This is a genomic window from Dokdonia sp. R78006 (assembly GCF_042466145.1).
Classification (GTDB): Bacteria; Bacteroidota; Bacteroidia; order Flavobacteriales; family Flavobacteriaceae; genus Dokdonia.
In genome coordinates, this window is record NZ_JAXHBU010000001.1 from 1,623,609 (window position 1) to 1,641,769 (window position 18,161).

Genomic DNA, 18,161 nt, shown 5'->3' on the forward strand with positions numbered 1-18,161 from the left:
CTATATTTTTACCTTATTAGGGTCTAAATAGCCCATTTTTAAGTGCATAAATCACCAAGCCTGTCCTGTTTTTTAAGTTGAGTTTTGAGAATACGCTATCACGATATCCTTGCACAGTTTTTGGACTCAAAAACATAACATCTGCAATCTCATTATAAGTCATCTCTGTACAGGCATGTTTTATAAATTCGATCTCTCGATCTCGCAATGCATCTTTGTTGTTGCCATTTAGGCTTTTTACAAGTAGCTGACTTACCGTATTTGTGTGATAATAACCGTTTAGAGCAAGTTCGTTGAGAGCATTTTCAAGTGTCCTTTTTTCTGTGTCTTTAAGTAAATATCCTTTTGCGCCAGCGCGTATCATTTGTAAGATAGTGTGGTCATCCTCCTCTACAGAGAGTGCGAGTATGAGAATAGTAGGGTAGAGCTCTTTTACCTGTGCGGTAGCTTCTATACCATCCATAATAGGCATGTTTACATCCATCAAGATGATGTCTGGGCGCTTATTTTCAAAACGAAGGTTGTCAAGAAGTTCTTGCCCATTTTTACAAGTGTAAAGGACTTCAAAATTGTCGAAAGAATTTACTAGGCCGCTTATAGCTTGGCTTAATAAGGTATGGTCATCTACAATAACGATAGTTTTCATAGTGGTTGTGGTTTGTAAGTAAGCGATAGCGTTGTTCCCTCGCCTACGTTTGATTTGTAGTCTACTGTAGCTCCTATAAGCTTTGTACGGGTCTCAATATTAGTGAGTCCTATACCGTTTTTTGCTCTTGCTTGATGGTAGTCAAAGCCTACGCCATTGTCTTTTACAGTAACATGTAGTGTGTCAGATTTATAGAGTAGGTTAACGTCAAGGTTAGTTGCTTTAGAGTGCTTGATGGTGTTTGTAAAAAACTCTTGTAAGATTCTAAAGATGATGGTCTCAATCTTTTTATCTATAGTAATAGGGGTTCCTGTAATTTTGAGAGATGGTTTTAGATACGCCATTCTGTTAAAGCGTTCTAGCTCTAAGTTTAAGGCTTCCGGTAGTGACATATTTTTGAGTGCCTCTGGATTTATGAGCTTAGAGAGCGTTCTTATTTCTGTAAGTCCTTTGCCTATAGTGGCTGCTGCCTCGTCAAGATCTTGCTGACTGCCACCACAATTTTGGGTTTGTATTTTGGCAAGGGTAAGTAACTGGCCTATGTTATCATGGAGCTCCCAGCTTATATTGCGTAGTGTCTCTTCACGTATTTCTATCTGCGTCTCTGCAATTTCTTTTTCAAACTTTTTCTTTGTGTGCTCCTGTTCTAAGAGTAAGGTGTTCTTACGTTTCATAAATACAGAGAAGAGCACCACTACAACAACTAGTAGCAATAGTAATATGGTAATAGCCACTAAGACTATAAACAGGGTGCCATTATCTTGATTTTGGATAAGAAGCATAGTTTGGATTGGAGTAATTATAATGAATGTTGAAGGTACTTATTTTGATATTGATTACCCATAGGGCATTTACCCCAAAGTCAATGTGTGATGGTTTTAGAAATACGCTTTCGCGAAAGCTTACTATAAACACCTACATTTCGTAAGTACTTAATTTTTTAGGGTCTGTCCATATAAACCCAAACACTAAAATGATATTAGTTACTACGAGAGAAAATGTCTGGATTGCTCGTAAGGTGTTCAATAATTCTTTTGAATACTGAAAATCCATCTGGCCTACCATAAATGGAGCTAATGGTATAAAGGTGATACCAAATAATAAGTATCCAGCAAATACAAAAAGTTCGAGTTGGTTTTTAAGCCTAAGAGGTGCATCGCTCTTAAGACGGTCTATGGCATAATACATAAGTAAAACGACCAATAAGATCATGGCAATATTATAGATAATACTCATATAGTGCGTGACCACAGGCACTGTAAAAGCTCTAATAATAATGGCTATGATCATCGCTGTAGATAACCATGTTACAATACGTTTTCTAGTCGTATTTTCTATATGATCATACACCATCTTATAAAACAAGATGTAGAATAAGAATGCATAAAGGTTATATGCCCAGTGATTATTGTGGTAGTAGTATGAGTATATTTTAGCCATACTTTCTGTGATGACCGCTATCCAGAGAATATACAGTATGGTTTTTATAGGGAGGTGTTTGTACTTAGAAAAGAAGATAGTTGCCACAAGTGCCACTATAATTTCTGAGATATACATTAGAGTACTCAAGTAGGGGTTTCTTTAAGTTAGTGCTGAAAGGTAATAAATTATAAAGATGGATTTTGTAAGATTTTTACTCGTGGAGCGCTGTATTACGCTTTCGCGAAAGCGTACTCAACACTAAAATTTCATATCAAAATAAGAAAAACTGTATTTACGGCAATCGCGGCTTATTATCAAAACGATAATACAGCGCAATCGCACAAAACAAAGTCGCTACTAAAAATAGTAGAAACAAAATGGTCACGCAGACCAGCCATATGACAAGAACTTCTTCCTTAATCATAAGATGCGCCTTATTAAAGTTGCTGAATGTACTCCTCTATAAAAACCAAATGCAATCGTGCCATAACACGCAATTACTGCAATGAATTGAATAAGAAAAATCGCCTCATATAGAAAAACACTATCCGTAACAAGGAAGTATCTCGAAAACATTATCACGGGATATGAAATGTGGAATATTAAAAAACCAATACTTACCCACAAAAATATATCTCGAGTATATCGTACAATTTTATTACTTCTTAATTGCTCTACTAGGTATAGTGTGAGTGCTATAATGATTAAAATGGTAGATAACGTAAATGAGAACACAGGCCAGTCTTTAAAAGGGTCTTGAGTAATCGCAGTAATAGTAAATGCGATAGCGCTTATTACGATTAATACATTTGCTATAGCGATGCGTATATGATGTGATAAATGCAATCTTGTGATTATTAATAAGCCTAAACAAACGATAACCTCGTAAAAATTATAAAGTATCTCAAACCTATAGGGTGCTAGTAGTATGTGACAAGCAAACTCATTGATTGCGATATACCATAGAAGCGGTAGCATCCACTTTAAAGGGGTTGACTTGTACTTTTTATAATATACAGTGGCAGAGATTGCGGCAGCAAACTCAAATAATAGCACTATGTATATTAGGTAGTCCACAGGGTGTACAGTGTGTTGTTTTTCAGTATGACTGTTTTACTTGTCCATTTCTATCTTATTTCCATAATAGAAGCCAAAGGCAATAGTGAGGTATGATAAAATGGCCACTGTAAATTGAATATAATTTAACGATCTATGTATTTTATCTCCGTCACTTACAAACTCTCTTGCGAGTAAGATTACAGGGAATGAAATAAAAAATATTAGAAAACCGAGAGCAATCCATAGAAATAAATTTTTACTCATATTTAATACTTTGTCAGATTTTAATAACTCTATGAAATAGATTAATAATGAAATTAACACAGCAATTGTAAAAATGGTGAAAGTAGTTTTCGAGAATTGTTTAAGTGGGTTTGAAAAATAGATACTTATCAAAAAAGTGAGAAAACAAAAAGCAGAAAGTGCAAATACAATTTTCTTTCTCAATGAATCTGAAATTTGTGTGCCAATCAGATATACAAAACTTGCAGGTACTATAATGCGATACAAATTGTAAAGTAGGTATCCAGTTTCAGTTCTTGCAAATAAGTACTGACCTAATACCTCATTAATAGGTATGTACCACATTATAATTAGTAGCAATTTGAGTTTTGAGTTCTGATACTTGTAAAAGTATATAGAAGCAAATATTGCTGCAATAAACTCAGATGCAATACCTGCTATTTTAAATTCTTCATACATTTAAAACGGCTTAGTTTTATTGAAAATCATCTGGATCATTTTTTGGTGGTGGATTCCAAGGGAAACTATTCCCCGCTAAACTCTGTACGCCATTCTGTATGGGCATTGTTAAGTCTGCTCTATTAGATTTTTCAGATGGAATTTTGATAAGTTTCCCTACTGGTACAGCTGTACTTTTATTGCCATCTGTTTTAATTGCAAAAGCGACATCATCTCTTATGTCTCCTTTCTGTCCTGCCTCCATTATAGGGTTTAAAAAGACGGTCGCTCTATTGTCATTTTTACCTTTTTCATATTGAGAAAAATATATACGTAATCCTGAGATATCTGTTTTTGTAGATTTAGATTGTTGTTCAATAAAAGCCAGATATGCCTTAAGGTCTTTATAGTCCATAGATAATGCGCGAGTTGCCTGAACGTAACGTTCATCATCCGGCTTGATAGAGTCACCATCTTTATCAATGTTTACTGATTTTTCTATAAGCGGTACTCGTTGGTTACCGTACCTGTGGTACATATCTTCTGCTTCTTGCAATGAAATTATGGTGTTAGGAGCAGCCAGAGGTTCTTCATCGTGATCATCTGTGTGAGGTGTGCCCTTGGGGTCACCGCCGCAGCTTAGCATTAAGAATCCGCCCAATAAAAGGAAGGTTAGAAATTTACATGTTTTCATGTGTATTAGAATTTTGGTTAGTATTAATGTAAATAAAACGTTAACCAAGCTAGGGAAATACAAGTATACTATCCCTACTACTCATGGGGTAGGGGTAAATGTCCCTTTATGGGAAATCAGTGCTAACGCTATAATTAGTAGAGCATGTTGTAGCATAAATAAAGCAAGCAATCTAGTTCTCTTTTAACCCAGATCAGATGCTTTTTTAGAATAGATAAAGCCAAAGGAGAAGATGGTGTACATTAAAAAAACTATGAACCCCATTATGTATGAAAGTTTAATACTCATCTCAATATTATTTATATACATATTTCTTGCTAATAATATTACGGGCGTTGAGATTAAAAACAAGGTAAAACCTAATAAAAAATATGTATACAATTCCCTAAGGGGATTGTATAAGCTATTTGTTTTAAAGAGTCCTATTATATAAAGAAATAAACTTATTAGAGCTATTAGATAGCCGGTAGTTTTAGAGACAGAAAGAACTTCCTTGAAGCCTTTAAATATTAGTTCTACAAGAAAAATTAATAGCGCTATACCAGAAAGTATGAGAGTTGTATTCTTGAATTTTTTAATCTTAATGTATTTGTAACTCATCCATACCACAAAAAATGTAGTGATGAATCCATAGAGGTTAGTGAGTTGAAATCTTATAATACCTTCTCTAAGTAAGAAATATGCTACAGCTTCGTGCAATACTACATACCATAAGTACACACAAAAATATTTGAGAGGTGTCGATTTATATTTCCCAAGAGTAAATAATGAACACAATGCCGCTACTAGCTCTATTGTATGAATCAATATGCGTATCGTATTCATTATTTTAATACATTTTTATTAATGATAATCGTTAGGATCATTTTGTCTCGGCGGTGGTGGATATTCCCAGTCATCACCAGCGAGACTTTGGATACCACCATTAAGTGATTTTGTGTCAGAAGGCTTAGGTATTTTTCCATCTATCACATCACCTACCGTGATTACTTGTTTGTTACCATCTAAGTCAGTATGAATCGCATAAGATATATTACCATCAACTCCTTTAAAGGCAGCGACTGGATTTATAAAAACAGTTTCTCTGCCAGGTTTCCCTTTTGTAGGTTTTGTAGCACCAAAATAAATACGAAGCCCTTTTGGAGTTACCCCGGCTTCTTTGGATTCTTTCTCAATAAAAGCCATATATGCTTTCATCTTTTCATAATCTGCAGTGACAAATCTGGTCGCTTCATAAGGCTTATCAAGATCTTCATACATTTTATTTACTCCACCCTCTATAAAAGGTGCTCTGTTTTGACCATAAGTCCTGTAAAGGCTATCTGCCTCTTCAACAGAGATAATGTTATCTGGTACGTCTTCCATTGTTTAATTCGGTTGGTGCATTCTTTCCTAACAGTCTTAAGCTTGTTTATCACAATCTAATGTGAAGCAATATTTGAAAAAGAAAGAACACGCGTTAATAATTTGATTCCAGAAATAGTTTGGATTGTTATTTCACTACCAAAATACAACTTATGATTGTAATTGATACAATACCAAATATTTAAAGATTAATATGCCCTTTTTAACTTGAACTTGAACTTGAAGTCGAAGTTCAAGTCGAACCTAAAGCTGAAATTGAAATCATTGTCATTTCGACCTTGTGGAGAAATCACATAACGCTGAGCACACTCAAGTAATAACTACTAGTAAGCAACTTCCCTAAGCCAAATAATGAGATCTCTCCTAAGGTCAAGATGACGAAAGCTGAAGCTGAAATTGAATTTAAGTCCCCTCCTTCGAAGGAGGGCTAGGGAGGATGTTTCGCATATGAGTAAGCACACCCGAGTAAGAACCCCAACATAGCAACTTCTCCAATCTAGATAATGAGATCTCTCCTAAGGTCAAGATGACGAAAGCTGAAGCTGAAATTGAACTCAAGTCCCCTCCTTCGAAGGAGGGCTAGGGAGGATGTTTCACAAGAGTAAGCACGCAGGAGTGAGAACAGTTGGATTTGAGAACTTGAATCTGAACTTGAACTTGAACTTGAAACCGAACCTGAAAATGAAACCCTCGTCATTTCGACCCTGTGGAGAAATCACATACGAGTAAACACGCAAGAGTAAGAACCCCAACGTAGCAACTTCTCCAATCTAGATAATGAGATCTCTCCTAAGGTCAAGATGACGAAAGCTGAAGCTGAAATTGAACTCAAGTCCCCTCCTTCGAAGGAGGGCTAGGGAGGATGTTTCACAAGAGTAAGCACGCAGGAGTAAGAACACCAACAAAGCAACTTCTCTGAGCTAGATAATGAGATCTCTCCACAAGGTCGAGATGACGAAAGCTGAAATGGATCATGTATTTAAGTCCCCTCCTTCGAAGGAGGGCTAGGGAGGATGTTTCGTGCGAGTAAGCACGCTTGAGTAAGCAGGCAAGAGTAAGCACACATAATTGAGGATGTTCCACAAAAAAATCCAACATACCTAAGTACATTGGATTTAAAATAGTTGATATATTCAAATTTTCGCGAAAGCGAAAACAGGTATTTAATACTAGGGCATGAGTTCCCTCCTTTGGAGGGCTAGGGAGGATTAAAACTCCGCGTGACCAGGAAAACGTGGGTAAGGTATTACATCACGTATGTTTGTCATTCCCGTTACAAATAGCACGAGGCGCTCAAAACCAAGACCAAAACCACTGTGCGTACACGTTCCAAACTTGCGAGTGTCTAGATACCAAGAAAGCTCCTCCTCAGAGATATCTAAGGCAGCCATTTTTTCTTTAAGAACATCTAGACGCTCCTCACGCTGTGATCCTCCTACCATCTCACCTATTCCAGGAAAAAGTACATCCATCGCACGTACGGTCTTACCATCTTCGTTAAGACGCATGTAAAATGCCTTGATGTTTGCTGGGTAATCAAATAAGATTACTGGGCAGTTAAAGTGCTTTTCTACAAGGTAGCGCTCATGCTCAGACTGTAAATCTGCTCCCCATTCATTAATTGGGTATTTGAATTTTTTCTTCTTGTTAGGCTTACTATTGCGCAGGATGTCAATTGCCTCCGTATAGCTTACACGCTTAAAGTTGTTGTCTACTATAAAGTTAAGTTTCTCGCGCAGTGGCATAGGCGCACGATCTGCTTCTGGCTTACTTTTATCTTCTTGAATTAATCTGTTTTCTAGAAACTCAAGATCATCTTGACAGTTTTCTAGTGCGTAGTTAATTACATACTTGATAAAATCTTCGGCAAGATCCATGTTACCATCTAGATCACAAAAAGCCATCTCTGGTTCTACCATCCAGAACTCTGCAAGGTGGCGAGAAGTGTTACTATTTTCTGCTCTAAAGGTTGGTCCAAAGGTATAAATCTTCCCAAGTCCTAATGCATATGTCTCTCCTTCTAGCTGTCCAGAAACCGTAAGGTTAGTCTCTTTTCCAAAAAAGTCTTTGCTATAATCAATCTTTCCATCTTCTGTGCGTGGCGGATTTTCTGGGTCCAGTGCGCTTACGCGAAACATCTCACCAGCTCCCTCTGCATCACTACCGGTAATGATAGGCGTATGAGCATGGAAGTAGCCGTTTTTATTAAAATACTCGTGTATGGCAAACGATAACTTTGAGCGTAAACGCATTACAGCGCCAAAGGTGTTAGTGCGAACTCTTAAGTGTGCCTGCTCACGTAGTTTTTCTAGTGTGTGACGCTTAGGAGAGAGTATCGTGTTTTTTAATTCTTGAGGATCTGCATCGCCCTCAATCTGGATATCTTTTACTTTTATTTCTATACGTTGCCCTCCACCTTGACTTTCTTCTAAGGTTCCTTTGATGGCAACGGCAGCACCTGTCGTGATACGCTTTAAAAGTGCTTCGTCTGTATTTTCAAAATCGACTACACACTGAAGGTTATTAATAGTAGAACCATCATTAAGTGCGATAAACTGGTTTCCGCGGAAGGATCTTACCCATCCTTTTACCGTAAATTCTTGATGAATTTTGTCACTTTCGAGTAGCGCTATAATAGGCGTATGTGTCATTGTATCTTATTTAAATGAATTCTCTAGATAGAGGGCAAATATAAAAGATTTTTGTGGTAGGGTAAGGGGTAAATGGACTGAAATATACGCTAAGGCGCATTACTCTTTATTGAGATTTGCAGCAGTGCTCAAGTTGAGGTGTAAAAAAGGTTTTCACGCTTTCGCGAAAGCGTACCCTTAAGGGTTTAAGAACTGCCCGTTCCATGTTCCATCTTCAAGTGTAAAACTCGCTCTAATGTGGTTAGGTCTCTTAAGCTGAAGAAACTCTAAATGTGTAGGTGCAATCTCAATAATAGTAAAGTAGTGGGTGTTCTCAAGATAATCTACTGCATCTGGGTTTGAAATCTCTGCGCCAGGAGCATCAGTAGTAGTGTAATCTTTTTTTGATGAAGGCTGCACGCCGCTGTAATAGCGTTGCAGCTCTACGGAATCTGTAATGATAGACGCGTTTCCTGTAACTTTAATCTGCAGCAATTTTTTAGGATGGTAGAAGAGCAAGCTAGTGACATCATTCTGTAGTAACTGAGCTACTTTATTGGATCTACTGTCAGTATAAATTCTCAGTTTAAAATCGTCTGTAACTTGTCTTAGTACGACTGTTCTAAGCGCAGGAACTCCAGAAACATCTACGGTTCCCATAGTGGTGTACCTAAACGGGTGTCCCTTTTTGTTAACGCCAAGTTGTAACTCGTCTTGTGCTTTCTTAAAATACTGATCTGTCATACCTTTTTGTATAAAGATACAAAGGGAATACCTAGTTACTCAAGCTCTTTGTCAGCAGTTTCTTCATCACCCTCACGTTCCACAATTTGCAGTGCAGGTTCTTTAAAGGTGTCTTTATTTGCAATCTCTTTTTCTAGGGATAACAACAGTGACGGTAATAGTAAAAGGTTAGCTAGCATTGCAAATAATAGAGTTGCACTTACAAGACCACCTAGTGCTACAGTTCCTCCAAAGCTACTAATCATGAACACAGAGAAGCCAAAGAATAACACAATTGAGGTGTAAAACATACTTACGCCCGTCTCACGGAGCGAACCGTAAACAGACTTTTTAATCTTCCATTTATTAGCTTTTAGCTCCTGACGGTATTTGGCTAGAAAGTGAATTGTATCATCTACAGAAATACCAAAGGCAATACTAAATACAAGTATTGTAGATGGCTTGATAGGGATGCCTATAAAGCCCATCATACCCGCCGTAACTAGCAGTGGTAATAAGTTGGGAATGAGAGACACTATAATCATACGTAGCGACTTAAACATCCACGCCATAAATAATGCAATGAGTAAGATGGCAAGTGATAAACTTATCACAAGGTTCATTACAAGGTAATCTGTTCCTTTTTGAAAAACGAGTGCAGTACCTGTCATGGTAACTTCATAGCGATCTTCAGGGAAGAGCTTGTCTATTTTTAATTGAATGTTTTCCTCAGCGCGTTCCATCTTGTCAGTACCTACATCTTTCATGAAGGTAGTGATTCTGGCATATTGACCCGTACTATCTACGTAGGCTCCCATGAGGTTTTGATCATTGTCAAAACTCTTTGCATAGGGCAGTATAAAATTACGCTCGTTGCTAGTAGGTAGTTGGTAGTATTTAGGATTTCCATTAAAGTAGGCTTGCTTTGCATACTTTACAAGATTTACAATAGATATAGGAGCAGAGAGTTCTGGTTGCTCCTCTATAGTAGCGCTTAGCTCCTCCATGCGTTTAAGCGTGGCAAGCTTCATGACTCCTTGTTTTTTCTTAGTGTCAATCAGAATCTCAAGTGGCATTATACCATCAAATTCTTCCTCAAAAAACTTTATGTCTTTATAGAAGTCGGCTTTTTTAGGCATGTCTTCTATGAGTGAACCAGAAATACGTATTTGATATATACCTACAATACTCAGTGCAAGAAGTAATACACTTGATCCATAAATTGCAGTACGTCTTGTACGTACCATGCGCTCCATCCAGTTTACAAACCCTTCTATCCAAGTTTTACCTAGGTGTTTAAGGTGCTTTTCCTTAGGAGGAGACATGTAACTGTAAATAATAGGAATGATAAGTAAGCTAAGTAAAAATATAGCGATGATATTAATACTCGCGACAACACCAAACTCGCTTAGTAGCGAACTCTCAGTAAGAATAAAAGTTGCAAACCCAGAAGCTGTGGTAATGTTAGTCATCAAGGTCGCATTACCTACTTTGGTAATAACACGCTGTAATGCTTTTACTTGGTTACCGTGATTTTTATATTCTTGCTGGTATTTATTAATCAAGAAAATACAGTTAGGAATCCCAATCACAATAATAAGCGGCGGGATAATAGCTGTAAGTACTGTGATCTCATATCCTAGTAATCCTAGAAATCCAAAAGCCCACATCACACCTATGATTACCGTAATCATGGAGATAAAAGTTGCTCTGTATGATCTAAAGAAAAAGAAGAATATAAAAGAAGTAACTAGTAACGCAGCGCCTACAAAAATGCCAATCTCATCAATAATATTTTGAGCATTGAGCGTTCGTATGTATGGCATCCCACTGGTGCGTACATCGATATCGTAGTCTTTTTCAAAAGTCGCGATAGCCGGCATAAGATCATTTACTACAAAATCTAAACGCGCTGGAGTGTTGATTAAATCTTTCTTAAGATATACCGCAGAACGCACGGTACCTGTCTCTTTATTGTATATCAGATTTTCATAAAATGGTAAATCGTCAAAAAGTAATTTTCTATAACTAGCAGCACTTTCGGCAGTGAGCGTGCTATCTGTCATGAAGGGAACAAGATCAAATCGCTGCGGATTTTCTTGTTTATCTAATATCTTGAGATCTTTAAGAGAAAGGGATAATGCAACAGCATCTGCCTTTGCAATCTTGGCAGATAAGTCATTCCAAGCGGTGAGCACTTCAGGTGTAAAGAGACGTTCGTCTTGTATTCCTAACACGATGAGGTTTCCTTCTTCACCAAACTTATCTTTAAAATTCTGGTATTCTAGATTTACTTCATGGTCGTCAGGAAGTAAGTTTGCCTCTGTATAGGTAAAGCGCATATTGCGCCATTGAAAGCCTAAGAAAATGGTGAAACCCACAATAAGAATGAGAATCAAAGGACGATTGCGTAGTATTAAACTCGCTACAGACTCCCAAAAACCTTTACTCAGAAATTTTGCCATTGACTTGTTTTAGCACCGCAAAGATATTCTTTTGGATGCAGATATGCGGGCAAATTGAAAAAGGCTTGTAGGTGGTAGGGGTTACGCTTTCGCGAAAGCGTAAAAAATTAACCTAGGTTCAGTAAACTGAATGAGGTTACGATGGGTTTACTACAGTTTGAGATTGAATGTAAACTTAAACGCAATGTTATCTCCCCAGTTAGGTAAATGGTAAGCTCCGTAACGGTAGGTGAGACTCGTTCCAAAACCAAAAAGCAGCTTGTTAAGTTCAAAACCAGTTTCTGTATATCCTTTACTAAGCGAGCCAAATTCTCCAATGTCGAGATGATCTTCTGGGTTACTTATATCTCCTATGGCAAAACGGCTTATAAAAACCAATTCTGGTTTAAAGCTCTTAGAGATATTAAATGGCGCCAGTCTATGTTTTACCTGAGCAGTAAGTAGTTTGTCTGAAAAGAATTCACCAAAAAACATAGTCTCAAAACTATTAACCCCAGCCACCGAAAAACGCTGAAGTATAGTCTCCTTAGTAGGTGCATTAGGAAATGCGTGGAATAGGTGGGTGATAGGTAAATCTCCAAAACCAACATTTCCTTCTACCAGAAACTCCGTAGCAGATTTGTTGAGTCTGTCTACTCTGTAAAATACTTTGGCGGCAAGTTTTGTAAATGCAAGATCCCCTCCTAGACCATCAATAGCTTGAGATACCTGACCAGAAATTATAGGGTAGCCCTCATAAACAGGGACAATATCATTTTCTGTTTTTAAATATTTATTAGATGGACTCCAGCGGAAAGAGGCTGTTGCTTCAGAAATATCATAATTACGTATGATGTTCCCATCGTTATTATAGCGATAAGGTGTTGTCTGATCTAGTCTTCTATGAGCAATTTGCAACTCAGAAAGTAATTGTGGTGTAAGTCTGTATTCTAGATTTAAACGGGTAGTGCGGTGTTTATAAAACTGGGTGATGTTTACAAGGCGTGGCTCAAAGAGGGAATATACACGGCGATCTGTTAAGTATGCATAATTACCTACTTCTTCTAGGTCACTGTTGTACGTTCCAGAAATCCACGCTCCCTTGTCTGGATCTAGAAGATAACCAGCTCCTATACCATACTTGATATCTTGGTCTTTAAATCCATAAGCAGCATAGCCTTCTATTCGGAAACGCTTAGAGAAAGACTCATTAGTCACTCCGCCAAGGCCAAGTCTCAAACCCTCATAATTATTAAATTTTACAGGGTATGTAAGGTCAAAATCAAAGGCGTCAAAGCTAAAATAACCAATACTAAAATTATTAGTAGTCCCTAGTCTACGTTCTATGTTTTCGGCATTTACGATGCGCTCTAGTTCTGAGAAACTGCGTTCATCTTTGCTGGATAATGGGGTTGTACGATAGTTTTGCCAGAACGATTCTGGTTGCTCGCTTGCACCTTCCTTAAAAGTAATCGCATACTTAGAATCTGGAATGGTAACCTCCTTGTTCACATTGTAATTACTCATTCTTGTAGTAGCTACAAGAAACTTACGAGTAACCATATCTTCCAGCACTTCGTTTTCTATAGTACCTATAGAGATACGCCCTTTAAAGAAAGAAAGCTTGCGATCTTCACTTCCTTTATCTAGAAATAATTCTCGCTGCTGCGGTAAATAAATGTTTGCGTCTTCTATGTATGTGTACTCTTGATTAAGAATAATGTTAAGCTTATCTGTAATACGCACTTGCACGCCTTTTATAGCGAGTGTGTTTTTATCTAAGGTCATTGTCCCAGTAAGCCCAGGAATTTTCTTAGGTTTTTTAGGGCTAAAACTTACTTGGTAATCACCATTTACAGCGCTAGAAGTAACACTGTAATTATAATTGCGCATTCCTCTTTTAGACAGAATTCCCGCATAGCGATTATTAAAAATCACAAAATCATCATCATAAAATGAGCGTGATTGCACATTTACAGCAAAAACCTCATATCGCGGATTTTTAAAACCAGCAAGCTGATATCCAATAATATTCTCCGAAAACTGGTGATGCTCTGTAAATTGAAGTTGGCTTACTTTCTCAGAAAAGAAGTTGTGCGTACTTCCATTAAGGCTGTCTGTAATAACCGTTTTCTCATAAACGTCATATGTGTATGAAGCGAGTACCTCTCGCGGGTCGTTCTTTGCCTTATTGTCAATTGCTTGATTAATAATGCCCTGCACGTCTGGCTCATTCTGAGCTACCGCAGTAAAACTTATGAATAAGAGATAGACAATTATGAACTGACGCATAGAGTAGGTTGAGGGGTAAATGTATCAAAAAAGCGACCATGAGGTCGCTTTTTTATAATTGTTTAACGTCTGTAGTATTATACAGTCATGATCTCAGCTTCTTTCTTGCTAAGAACCTCTTCTATTTTCTTGATGTGAATGTCAGTAAGTTTCTGGATATCAACCTCTGCATTTGCCTTTTCATCTTCAGAAGCATCCTCTGCTTTCTTGATGTCATTATTGGCATTCTTACGATCATTACGCACCCCTATTTTTGCATCTTCAGCTTCTCCACGAGCTTGCTTTACAAGGTCTTTACGACGTTCCTCAGTAAGTGGCGGTACATTTATGATGATGTTTTCCCCGTTATTCATTGGGTTAAAACCTAGGTTTGCATTTATAATAGCTTTTTCAATCTCTTGCATAAGACTTTTCTCCCATGGTTGTACAGTAATAGTACGACCATCTGGAGTATTTACATTTGCCACTTGGCTCAAAGGAGTAGGGTTGCCATAGTAGTTTACCATTAACCCTTGTAGCATTGCTGGGCTCGCTTTTCCAGCGCGTATAGTAACTAATCTCTTTGCTAAGTGATTAATAGCATCATCCATTGATTCCTTAGCAGAATCTATTATAAATTTTAAATCTTCGTTCATGGTAATATAATTATGATAGCAAGTTTACAAAAATTGAGCCAATTCTCTTTTCCTAATTTACGGTAGTACCTATAGCGTCACCTGAGACCACTTTCATCAAGTTGCCACGAGTATTCATATCAAAAACAATAATAGGCAACTCATTTTCTTGACTTAATGTAAAAGCGGTAGTATCCATTACTTTTAATCCTTTGCGTAGCACATCGTCAAAAGAGATATGGTCATACTTAATAGCATCTGTATTTTTCTCAGGGTCTGAGTTGTAAATACCATCTACTCTCGTTCCTTTTAAAATTACATCTGCTTCTATCTCGATTGCTCTCAATACCGCAGCAGAGTCTGTAGTGAAGTAAGGATTACCCGTTCCTCCACCAAAGATAACAACACGTCCTTTATTAAGGTGTGCCATTGCTTTACGGCGTATAAAAGGCTCCGCTACTTCATTAATTTTAATAGCTGTTTGTAATCTCGTTTTTACGTTTGCTTGTTCAAGTGCGTCTTGAAGTGCAAGACCGTTTATTACAGTTGCCAGCATTCCCATGTGATCACTTTGTACGCGATCCATTCCTTTACTAGCTCCCGCTACACCTCTAAAGATATTTCCGCCACCTATAACAATAGCCACTTCAATACCTTTTTCTGTTACTGCTTTAATGTCCTCTGCATATTCTGCAAGACGGTTAGGATCTATCCCATACTGGCGATCTCCCATTAAGGCCTCGCCAGAAAGTTTAAGTAATATTCTTTTATATTTCATAGTCTGTGTAGTTATGCAAATATACTATTTAAACAGAATGATTTAAAAATGTGTGGCAATGGTTTTTCACGCTTTCGCGAAAGCGGACTTTTATAAAACAGAGATCTTCTTAAGGTCAATTAACTTGATAAAGACCGAATGTTTAATGTGTTTATGGGATTTTAGAGGGGTTTTAAGGCATTGGTAATAAGTGTTTTAGCGTTATTTTTTAAGGGTGGAGTGATATTGAATTGTATGTGTCTCGTTATAATTTTGGGGTAGTAATCATAAAAACAACATACAATGGCAAAACTACGAGCTACATTATTAAAAGTTATTGGTAACGCGTCAAGCGGTATTGATATAGAGATTAAAACAGATATTATTTTCAGTAATCTAGATAAGCAACTCGATGTTATCTACTACGTACAAGGATTTGTTTACGACGTAGATGGAGAGGAAGATATTATGATGCCGCTCATTAATGAGTTGCATTGTCAACTAGACGTTGAGCAAGTAAAAGACTCTTATTCTAACGAGGATGATATGATTTACAACAAGCTAGGCAAGAGTTATAAGGCAAGTAATGGCAATGTTACCGCTCGTTTTAAGTTCCAATTACAAAAAGACCCGAGCTCCGTTAGACCAGGTAATTTTCTTGTAAGCAATAAGGTCATTGAGGCATTGCGAGATGAAAAAGATGGCTATGCTCTTGAACTCAAAGCAATGTTTGTACTCACTAATGAACTTAATGGCATTGCCATAAGTAGAAGTAAAGAGGTGTCTGTGCCGATAATGGATCAGTACAATTCGTAGTCTTCTTTAAAGACCTAAAAAAAACGCCTCCATATGGAGGCGTTTTTAATATAAATAAGTTTGTAAAGCGATTATGCTAGAGAAACTCTTTTAAAAGCTACTACAGATGCATCACCTTTTGAAGCAACAAATTCTGCTACGTTCTGGCTTTCATCCATAATAAAACGTTGGTCAAGTAACGCTTGCTCGTGATCAAGAGTCGTGTTGTCTGCAACAAAACGAGCTACTTTACCAGGTACAATGTTATCCCAGATTTTCTCTGGCTTACCTTCTGCTTTTAATTGTTCTTTAATATCTGCCTCTGCTTGTGCCATTACTTCTTCAGTAAGTTGTGACATAGATATGTAAGAAGGAACGTTCTTAAGAGTTTTTCCAAGACGGCCTAGCTCGATATTGTCCTTTTCGATAGCAGCAATACGTGCCTCAGTTTCTGATGCTACAAATGCAGCGTCAAAATCTTTGTAAGAAAGCGTATTTGCTCCCATAGATGCTACTTGCATAGATACGCTCTTTGCAACCTCCTCAGCATTATCTGTAGCAGTGCTAAGACCTACTAGGGCACCTATTTTGTTACCATGTACATAAGAACCTACAAAAGGAGCTTCTAATGTCTCATAACCTCCTATTTCGATTTTCTCACCTATGACACCAGTTTGCTCAATAAGCTTTTCTGTAACCGTCATTCCGTCAAAATCTGCAGCAAGCATTTCTTCTTTAGAGTTTACGCTTAATGCGATATCTCCCATTTTGTTTGCTAGCTCAATAAAAGAATCATTCTTTGTTACAAAGTCAGTCTCACAGTTAAGTGATACAACAACTCCGCGTGTGTTATCTGCATTAATTTTTGCAATAACTACACCTTCAGAAGAATCTCTATCTGCTCTCTTTTCTGCAACTTTCTGTCCTTTTTTGCGTAGTACAGTGATTGCATCATCAAAGTTACCTTCTGCTTCAACAAGGGCCTTTTTACAGTCCATCATTCCAGCTCCAGTAGCTTCTCTTAATTTCTTTACGTCTGCGGCGGTAATGTTTGCCATGATATATAAGGTTTTAAAATTGAAAAAAGTCGTCTATTCGTTTTCAACAAAGAAAAGAAGTAGACGACTTTTAAGTATTATCAAATAGTTATTATTCTTCTTCTTCGCTAGCCGCTACAGGTGCTTTTGCAGCCTCAGCTTTAGGAGCTTTTGCTTCTGCCTTTGGAGCGTCTGCCTTTTTAGCTTTCTTTTCAGCCTTTGGAGAATCATCACCTTCTTTTTCTGCGTCTTTACCAGCTTTGCGATCTGCAAGTCCAGCACTAACAGCTTCAGAAACAAAACCTACGATTTTATCGATAGATTTAGAAGCATCATCATTTGCAGGTATAAGATAATCAACCTGACGTGGGTCAGAGTTAGTATCCACCATTGCAAAAATTGGAATGTTTAATTTTTGAGCTTCTTTAATCGCGATATGCTCACGCTTGATATCTACTACAAATAGTGCTCCTGGAAGACGTGTCATATCTGCAATAGAACCTAAGTTCTTATCAAGTTTTGCACGTAAACGGTCTGTTTGTAATTTTTCTTTCTTTGAAAGTGTATCAAAACGACCATCTTTTTTCATCTGGTCGATTGTTTGCATTTTCTTAATCGCTTTACGGATTGTAACAAAGTTCGTAAGCATTCCACCAGGCCATCTTTCTGTGATGTAAGGCATGTTTGCGTTACGAGCTTTTTCAGCTACGATATCTTTAGCTTGTTTTTTGGTAGCTACAAAAAGTATTTTTCTACCAGAAGCAGCAATCTTTTGAAGAGCCTCGCAAGTCTCTTCTATCTTTGCTGCAGTTTTATAAAGATTGATGATGTGTATCCCATTGCGCTCCATATAGATATACGGTGCCATGTTAGGATCCCATCTTCTTGTGAGGTGTCCAAAGTGTACACCTGCATCAAGCAATTCTTTTATTTCGATGTTGTTTGCCATTTTTGTAATAGTTTACGTTCCGTTGGACATTAAAATTAGCAACTTCGAGTTCA

General features: G+C 37.5%; 16 protein-coding genes. 1 reads left to right on the forward strand and 15 read right to left on the reverse strand.

Features of this window, described 5'->3' with window-relative positions:
- Positions 1-16 precede the first annotated feature (16 nt).
- The 13 genes from SJY37_RS07295 to pyrH form a co-directional block, all read right to left on the reverse strand.
- Positions 17-646 (reverse strand): response regulator transcription factor, encoded by a 630-nt coding sequence (locus SJY37_RS07295; RefSeq protein ID WP_298330107.1) that lies wholly within the window; start codon positions 644-646, stop codon positions 17-19.
- Positions 643-1,428 (reverse strand): sensor histidine kinase, encoded by a 786-nt coding sequence (locus SJY37_RS07300; protein WP_298330105.1) that lies wholly within the window; start codon positions 1,426-1,428, stop codon positions 643-645. Before SJY37_RS07300 ends, SJY37_RS07295 begins: the two co-directional genes overlap by 4 nt.
- Before the next feature lie 133 nt (positions 1,429-1,561).
- Complete coding sequence (locus SJY37_RS07305; protein ID WP_298330103.1) at positions 1,562-2,215, reverse strand: hypothetical protein; 654 nt, start codon at positions 2,213-2,215, stop codon at positions 1,562-1,564.
- Between the two features lie 273 nt (positions 2,216-2,488).
- Entirely contained in the window at positions 2,489-3,145 is a 657-nt protein-coding gene (locus tag SJY37_RS07310) for a hypothetical protein (protein ID WP_298330101.1), read from the reverse strand.
- A 36-nt stretch (positions 3,146-3,181) separates the two neighbouring features.
- Complete coding sequence (locus SJY37_RS07315; RefSeq protein WP_298330100.1) at positions 3,182-3,829, reverse strand: hypothetical protein; 648 nt, start codon at positions 3,827-3,829, stop codon at positions 3,182-3,184.
- Positions 3,830-3,845: 16 nt separating this feature from the next.
- Positions 3,846-4,502, reverse strand: coding sequence for a hypothetical protein (locus SJY37_RS07320; protein ID WP_298330099.1), 657 nt, complete (start codon positions 4,500-4,502; stop codon positions 3,846-3,848).
- Between the two features lie 843 nt (positions 4,503-5,345).
- Positions 5,346-5,867 carry a hypothetical protein gene (locus tag SJY37_RS07325; RefSeq protein WP_298330098.1) on the reverse strand — a complete coding sequence of 174 codons (522 nt, stop codon included), beginning with the start codon at positions 5,865-5,867 and terminating at the stop codon, positions 5,346-5,348.
- 1,208 nt (positions 5,868-7,075) lie between these two features.
- Positions 7,076-8,518: an asparagine--tRNA ligase gene (gene asnS, locus SJY37_RS07330; protein ID WP_013750189.1), complete on the reverse strand. Its 1,443-nt coding sequence runs from the start codon at positions 8,516-8,518 to the stop codon at positions 7,076-7,078.
- 177 nt (positions 8,519-8,695) lie between these two features.
- Positions 8,696-9,241 (reverse strand): pyridoxamine 5'-phosphate oxidase family protein, encoded by a 546-nt coding sequence (locus tag SJY37_RS07335; RefSeq protein WP_298330097.1) that lies wholly within the window; start codon positions 9,239-9,241, stop codon positions 8,696-8,698.
- 35 nt (positions 9,242-9,276) lie between these two features.
- Positions 9,277-11,685 carry an RND family transporter gene (locus SJY37_RS07340; protein WP_298330096.1) on the reverse strand — a complete coding sequence of 803 codons (2,409 nt, stop codon included), beginning with the start codon at positions 11,683-11,685 and terminating at the stop codon, positions 9,277-9,279.
- 150 nt (positions 11,686-11,835) lie between these two features.
- Positions 11,836-13,956, reverse strand: a complete 2,121-nt coding sequence (locus SJY37_RS07345; RefSeq protein ID WP_298330094.1) for a DUF5686 family protein — start codon at positions 13,954-13,956, stop codon at positions 11,836-11,838.
- A 77-nt stretch (positions 13,957-14,033) separates the two neighbouring features.
- A complete protein-coding gene (frr, locus tag SJY37_RS07350; RefSeq protein WP_298330092.1) occupies positions 14,034-14,591 on the reverse strand; it encodes a ribosome recycling factor in 558 nt (185 codons plus the stop codon).
- A gap of 52 nt (positions 14,592-14,643) precedes the next feature.
- Positions 14,644-15,348, reverse strand: coding sequence for a UMP kinase (gene pyrH / locus SJY37_RS07355; protein WP_108877897.1), 705 nt, complete (start codon positions 15,346-15,348; stop codon positions 14,644-14,646).
- 282 nt (positions 15,349-15,630) lie between these two features.
- On the opposite strand from pyrH, the gene SJY37_RS07360 reads away from it, so the two are divergent.
- Positions 15,631-16,143, forward strand: a complete 513-nt coding sequence (locus tag SJY37_RS07360; protein WP_298330090.1) for a hypothetical protein — start codon at positions 15,631-15,633, stop codon at positions 16,141-16,143.
- 71 nt (positions 16,144-16,214) lie between these two features.
- Here the strand turns inward: SJY37_RS07360 and tsf are convergent, their stop codons facing one another.
- Both tsf and rpsB read right to left on the reverse strand, forming a co-directional pair.
- Positions 16,215-17,180 (reverse strand): translation elongation factor Ts, encoded by a 966-nt coding sequence (tsf, locus tag SJY37_RS07365; RefSeq protein WP_298330088.1) that lies wholly within the window; start codon positions 17,178-17,180, stop codon positions 16,215-16,217.
- A 91-nt stretch (positions 17,181-17,271) separates the two neighbouring features.
- Complete coding sequence (gene rpsB / locus SJY37_RS07370) at positions 17,272-18,108, reverse strand: 30S ribosomal protein S2 (RefSeq protein WP_298330086.1); 837 nt, start codon at positions 18,106-18,108, stop codon at positions 17,272-17,274.
- Positions 18,109-18,161: the final 53 nt, after the last annotated feature.

Excerpts from the sequence above, each read along its gene's own strand:
- SJY37_RS07320 (WP_298330099.1), bottom strand. The coding sequence starts at position 4,502 with ATGAAAACATGTAAATTTCTAACCTTCCTTTTATTGGGCGGATTCTTA.
- SJY37_RS07300 (WP_298330105.1), bottom strand. The coding sequence starts at position 1,428 with ATGCTTCTTATCCAAAATCAAGATAATGGCACCCTGTTTATAGTCTTA.
- SJY37_RS07340 (WP_298330096.1), bottom strand. The coding sequence starts at position 11,685 with ATGGCAAAATTTCTGAGTAAAGGTTTTTGGGAGTCTGTAGCGAGTTTA.
- SJY37_RS07345 (WP_298330094.1), bottom strand. The coding sequence starts at position 13,956 with ATGCGTCAGTTCATAATTGTCTATCTCTTATTCATAAGTTTTACTGCG.
- SJY37_RS07315 (WP_298330100.1), bottom strand. The coding sequence starts at position 3,829 with ATGTATGAAGAATTTAAAATAGCAGGTATTGCATCTGAGTTTATTGCA.
- asnS (WP_013750189.1), bottom strand. The coding sequence starts at position 8,518 with ATGACACATACGCCTATTATAGCGCTACTCGAAAGTGACAAAATTCAT.
- SJY37_RS07335 (WP_298330097.1), bottom strand. The coding sequence starts at position 9,241 with ATGACAGATCAGTATTTTAAGAAAGCACAAGACGAGTTACAACTTGGC.
- SJY37_RS07295 (WP_298330107.1), bottom strand. The coding sequence starts at position 646 with ATGAAAACTATCGTTATTGTAGATGACCATACCTTATTAAGCCAAGCT.
- tsf (WP_298330088.1), bottom strand. The coding sequence starts at position 17,180 with ATGGCAAACATTACCGCCGCAGACGTAAAGAAATTAAGAGAAGCTACT.
- SJY37_RS07325 (WP_298330098.1), bottom strand. The coding sequence starts at position 5,867 with ATGGAAGACGTACCAGATAACATTATCTCTGTTGAAGAGGCAGATAGC.
- frr (WP_298330092.1), bottom strand. The coding sequence starts at position 14,591 with ATGAACGAAGATTTAAAATTTATAATAGATTCTGCTAAGGAATCAATG.
- rpsB (WP_298330086.1), bottom strand. The coding sequence starts at position 18,108 with ATGGCAAACAACATCGAAATAAAAGAATTGCTTGATGCAGGTGTACAC.
- pyrH (WP_108877897.1), bottom strand. The coding sequence starts at position 15,348 with ATGAAATATAAAAGAATATTACTTAAACTTTCTGGCGAGGCCTTAATG.
- SJY37_RS07360 (WP_298330090.1), top strand. The coding sequence starts at position 15,631 with ATGGCAAAACTACGAGCTACATTATTAAAAGTTATTGGTAACGCGTCA.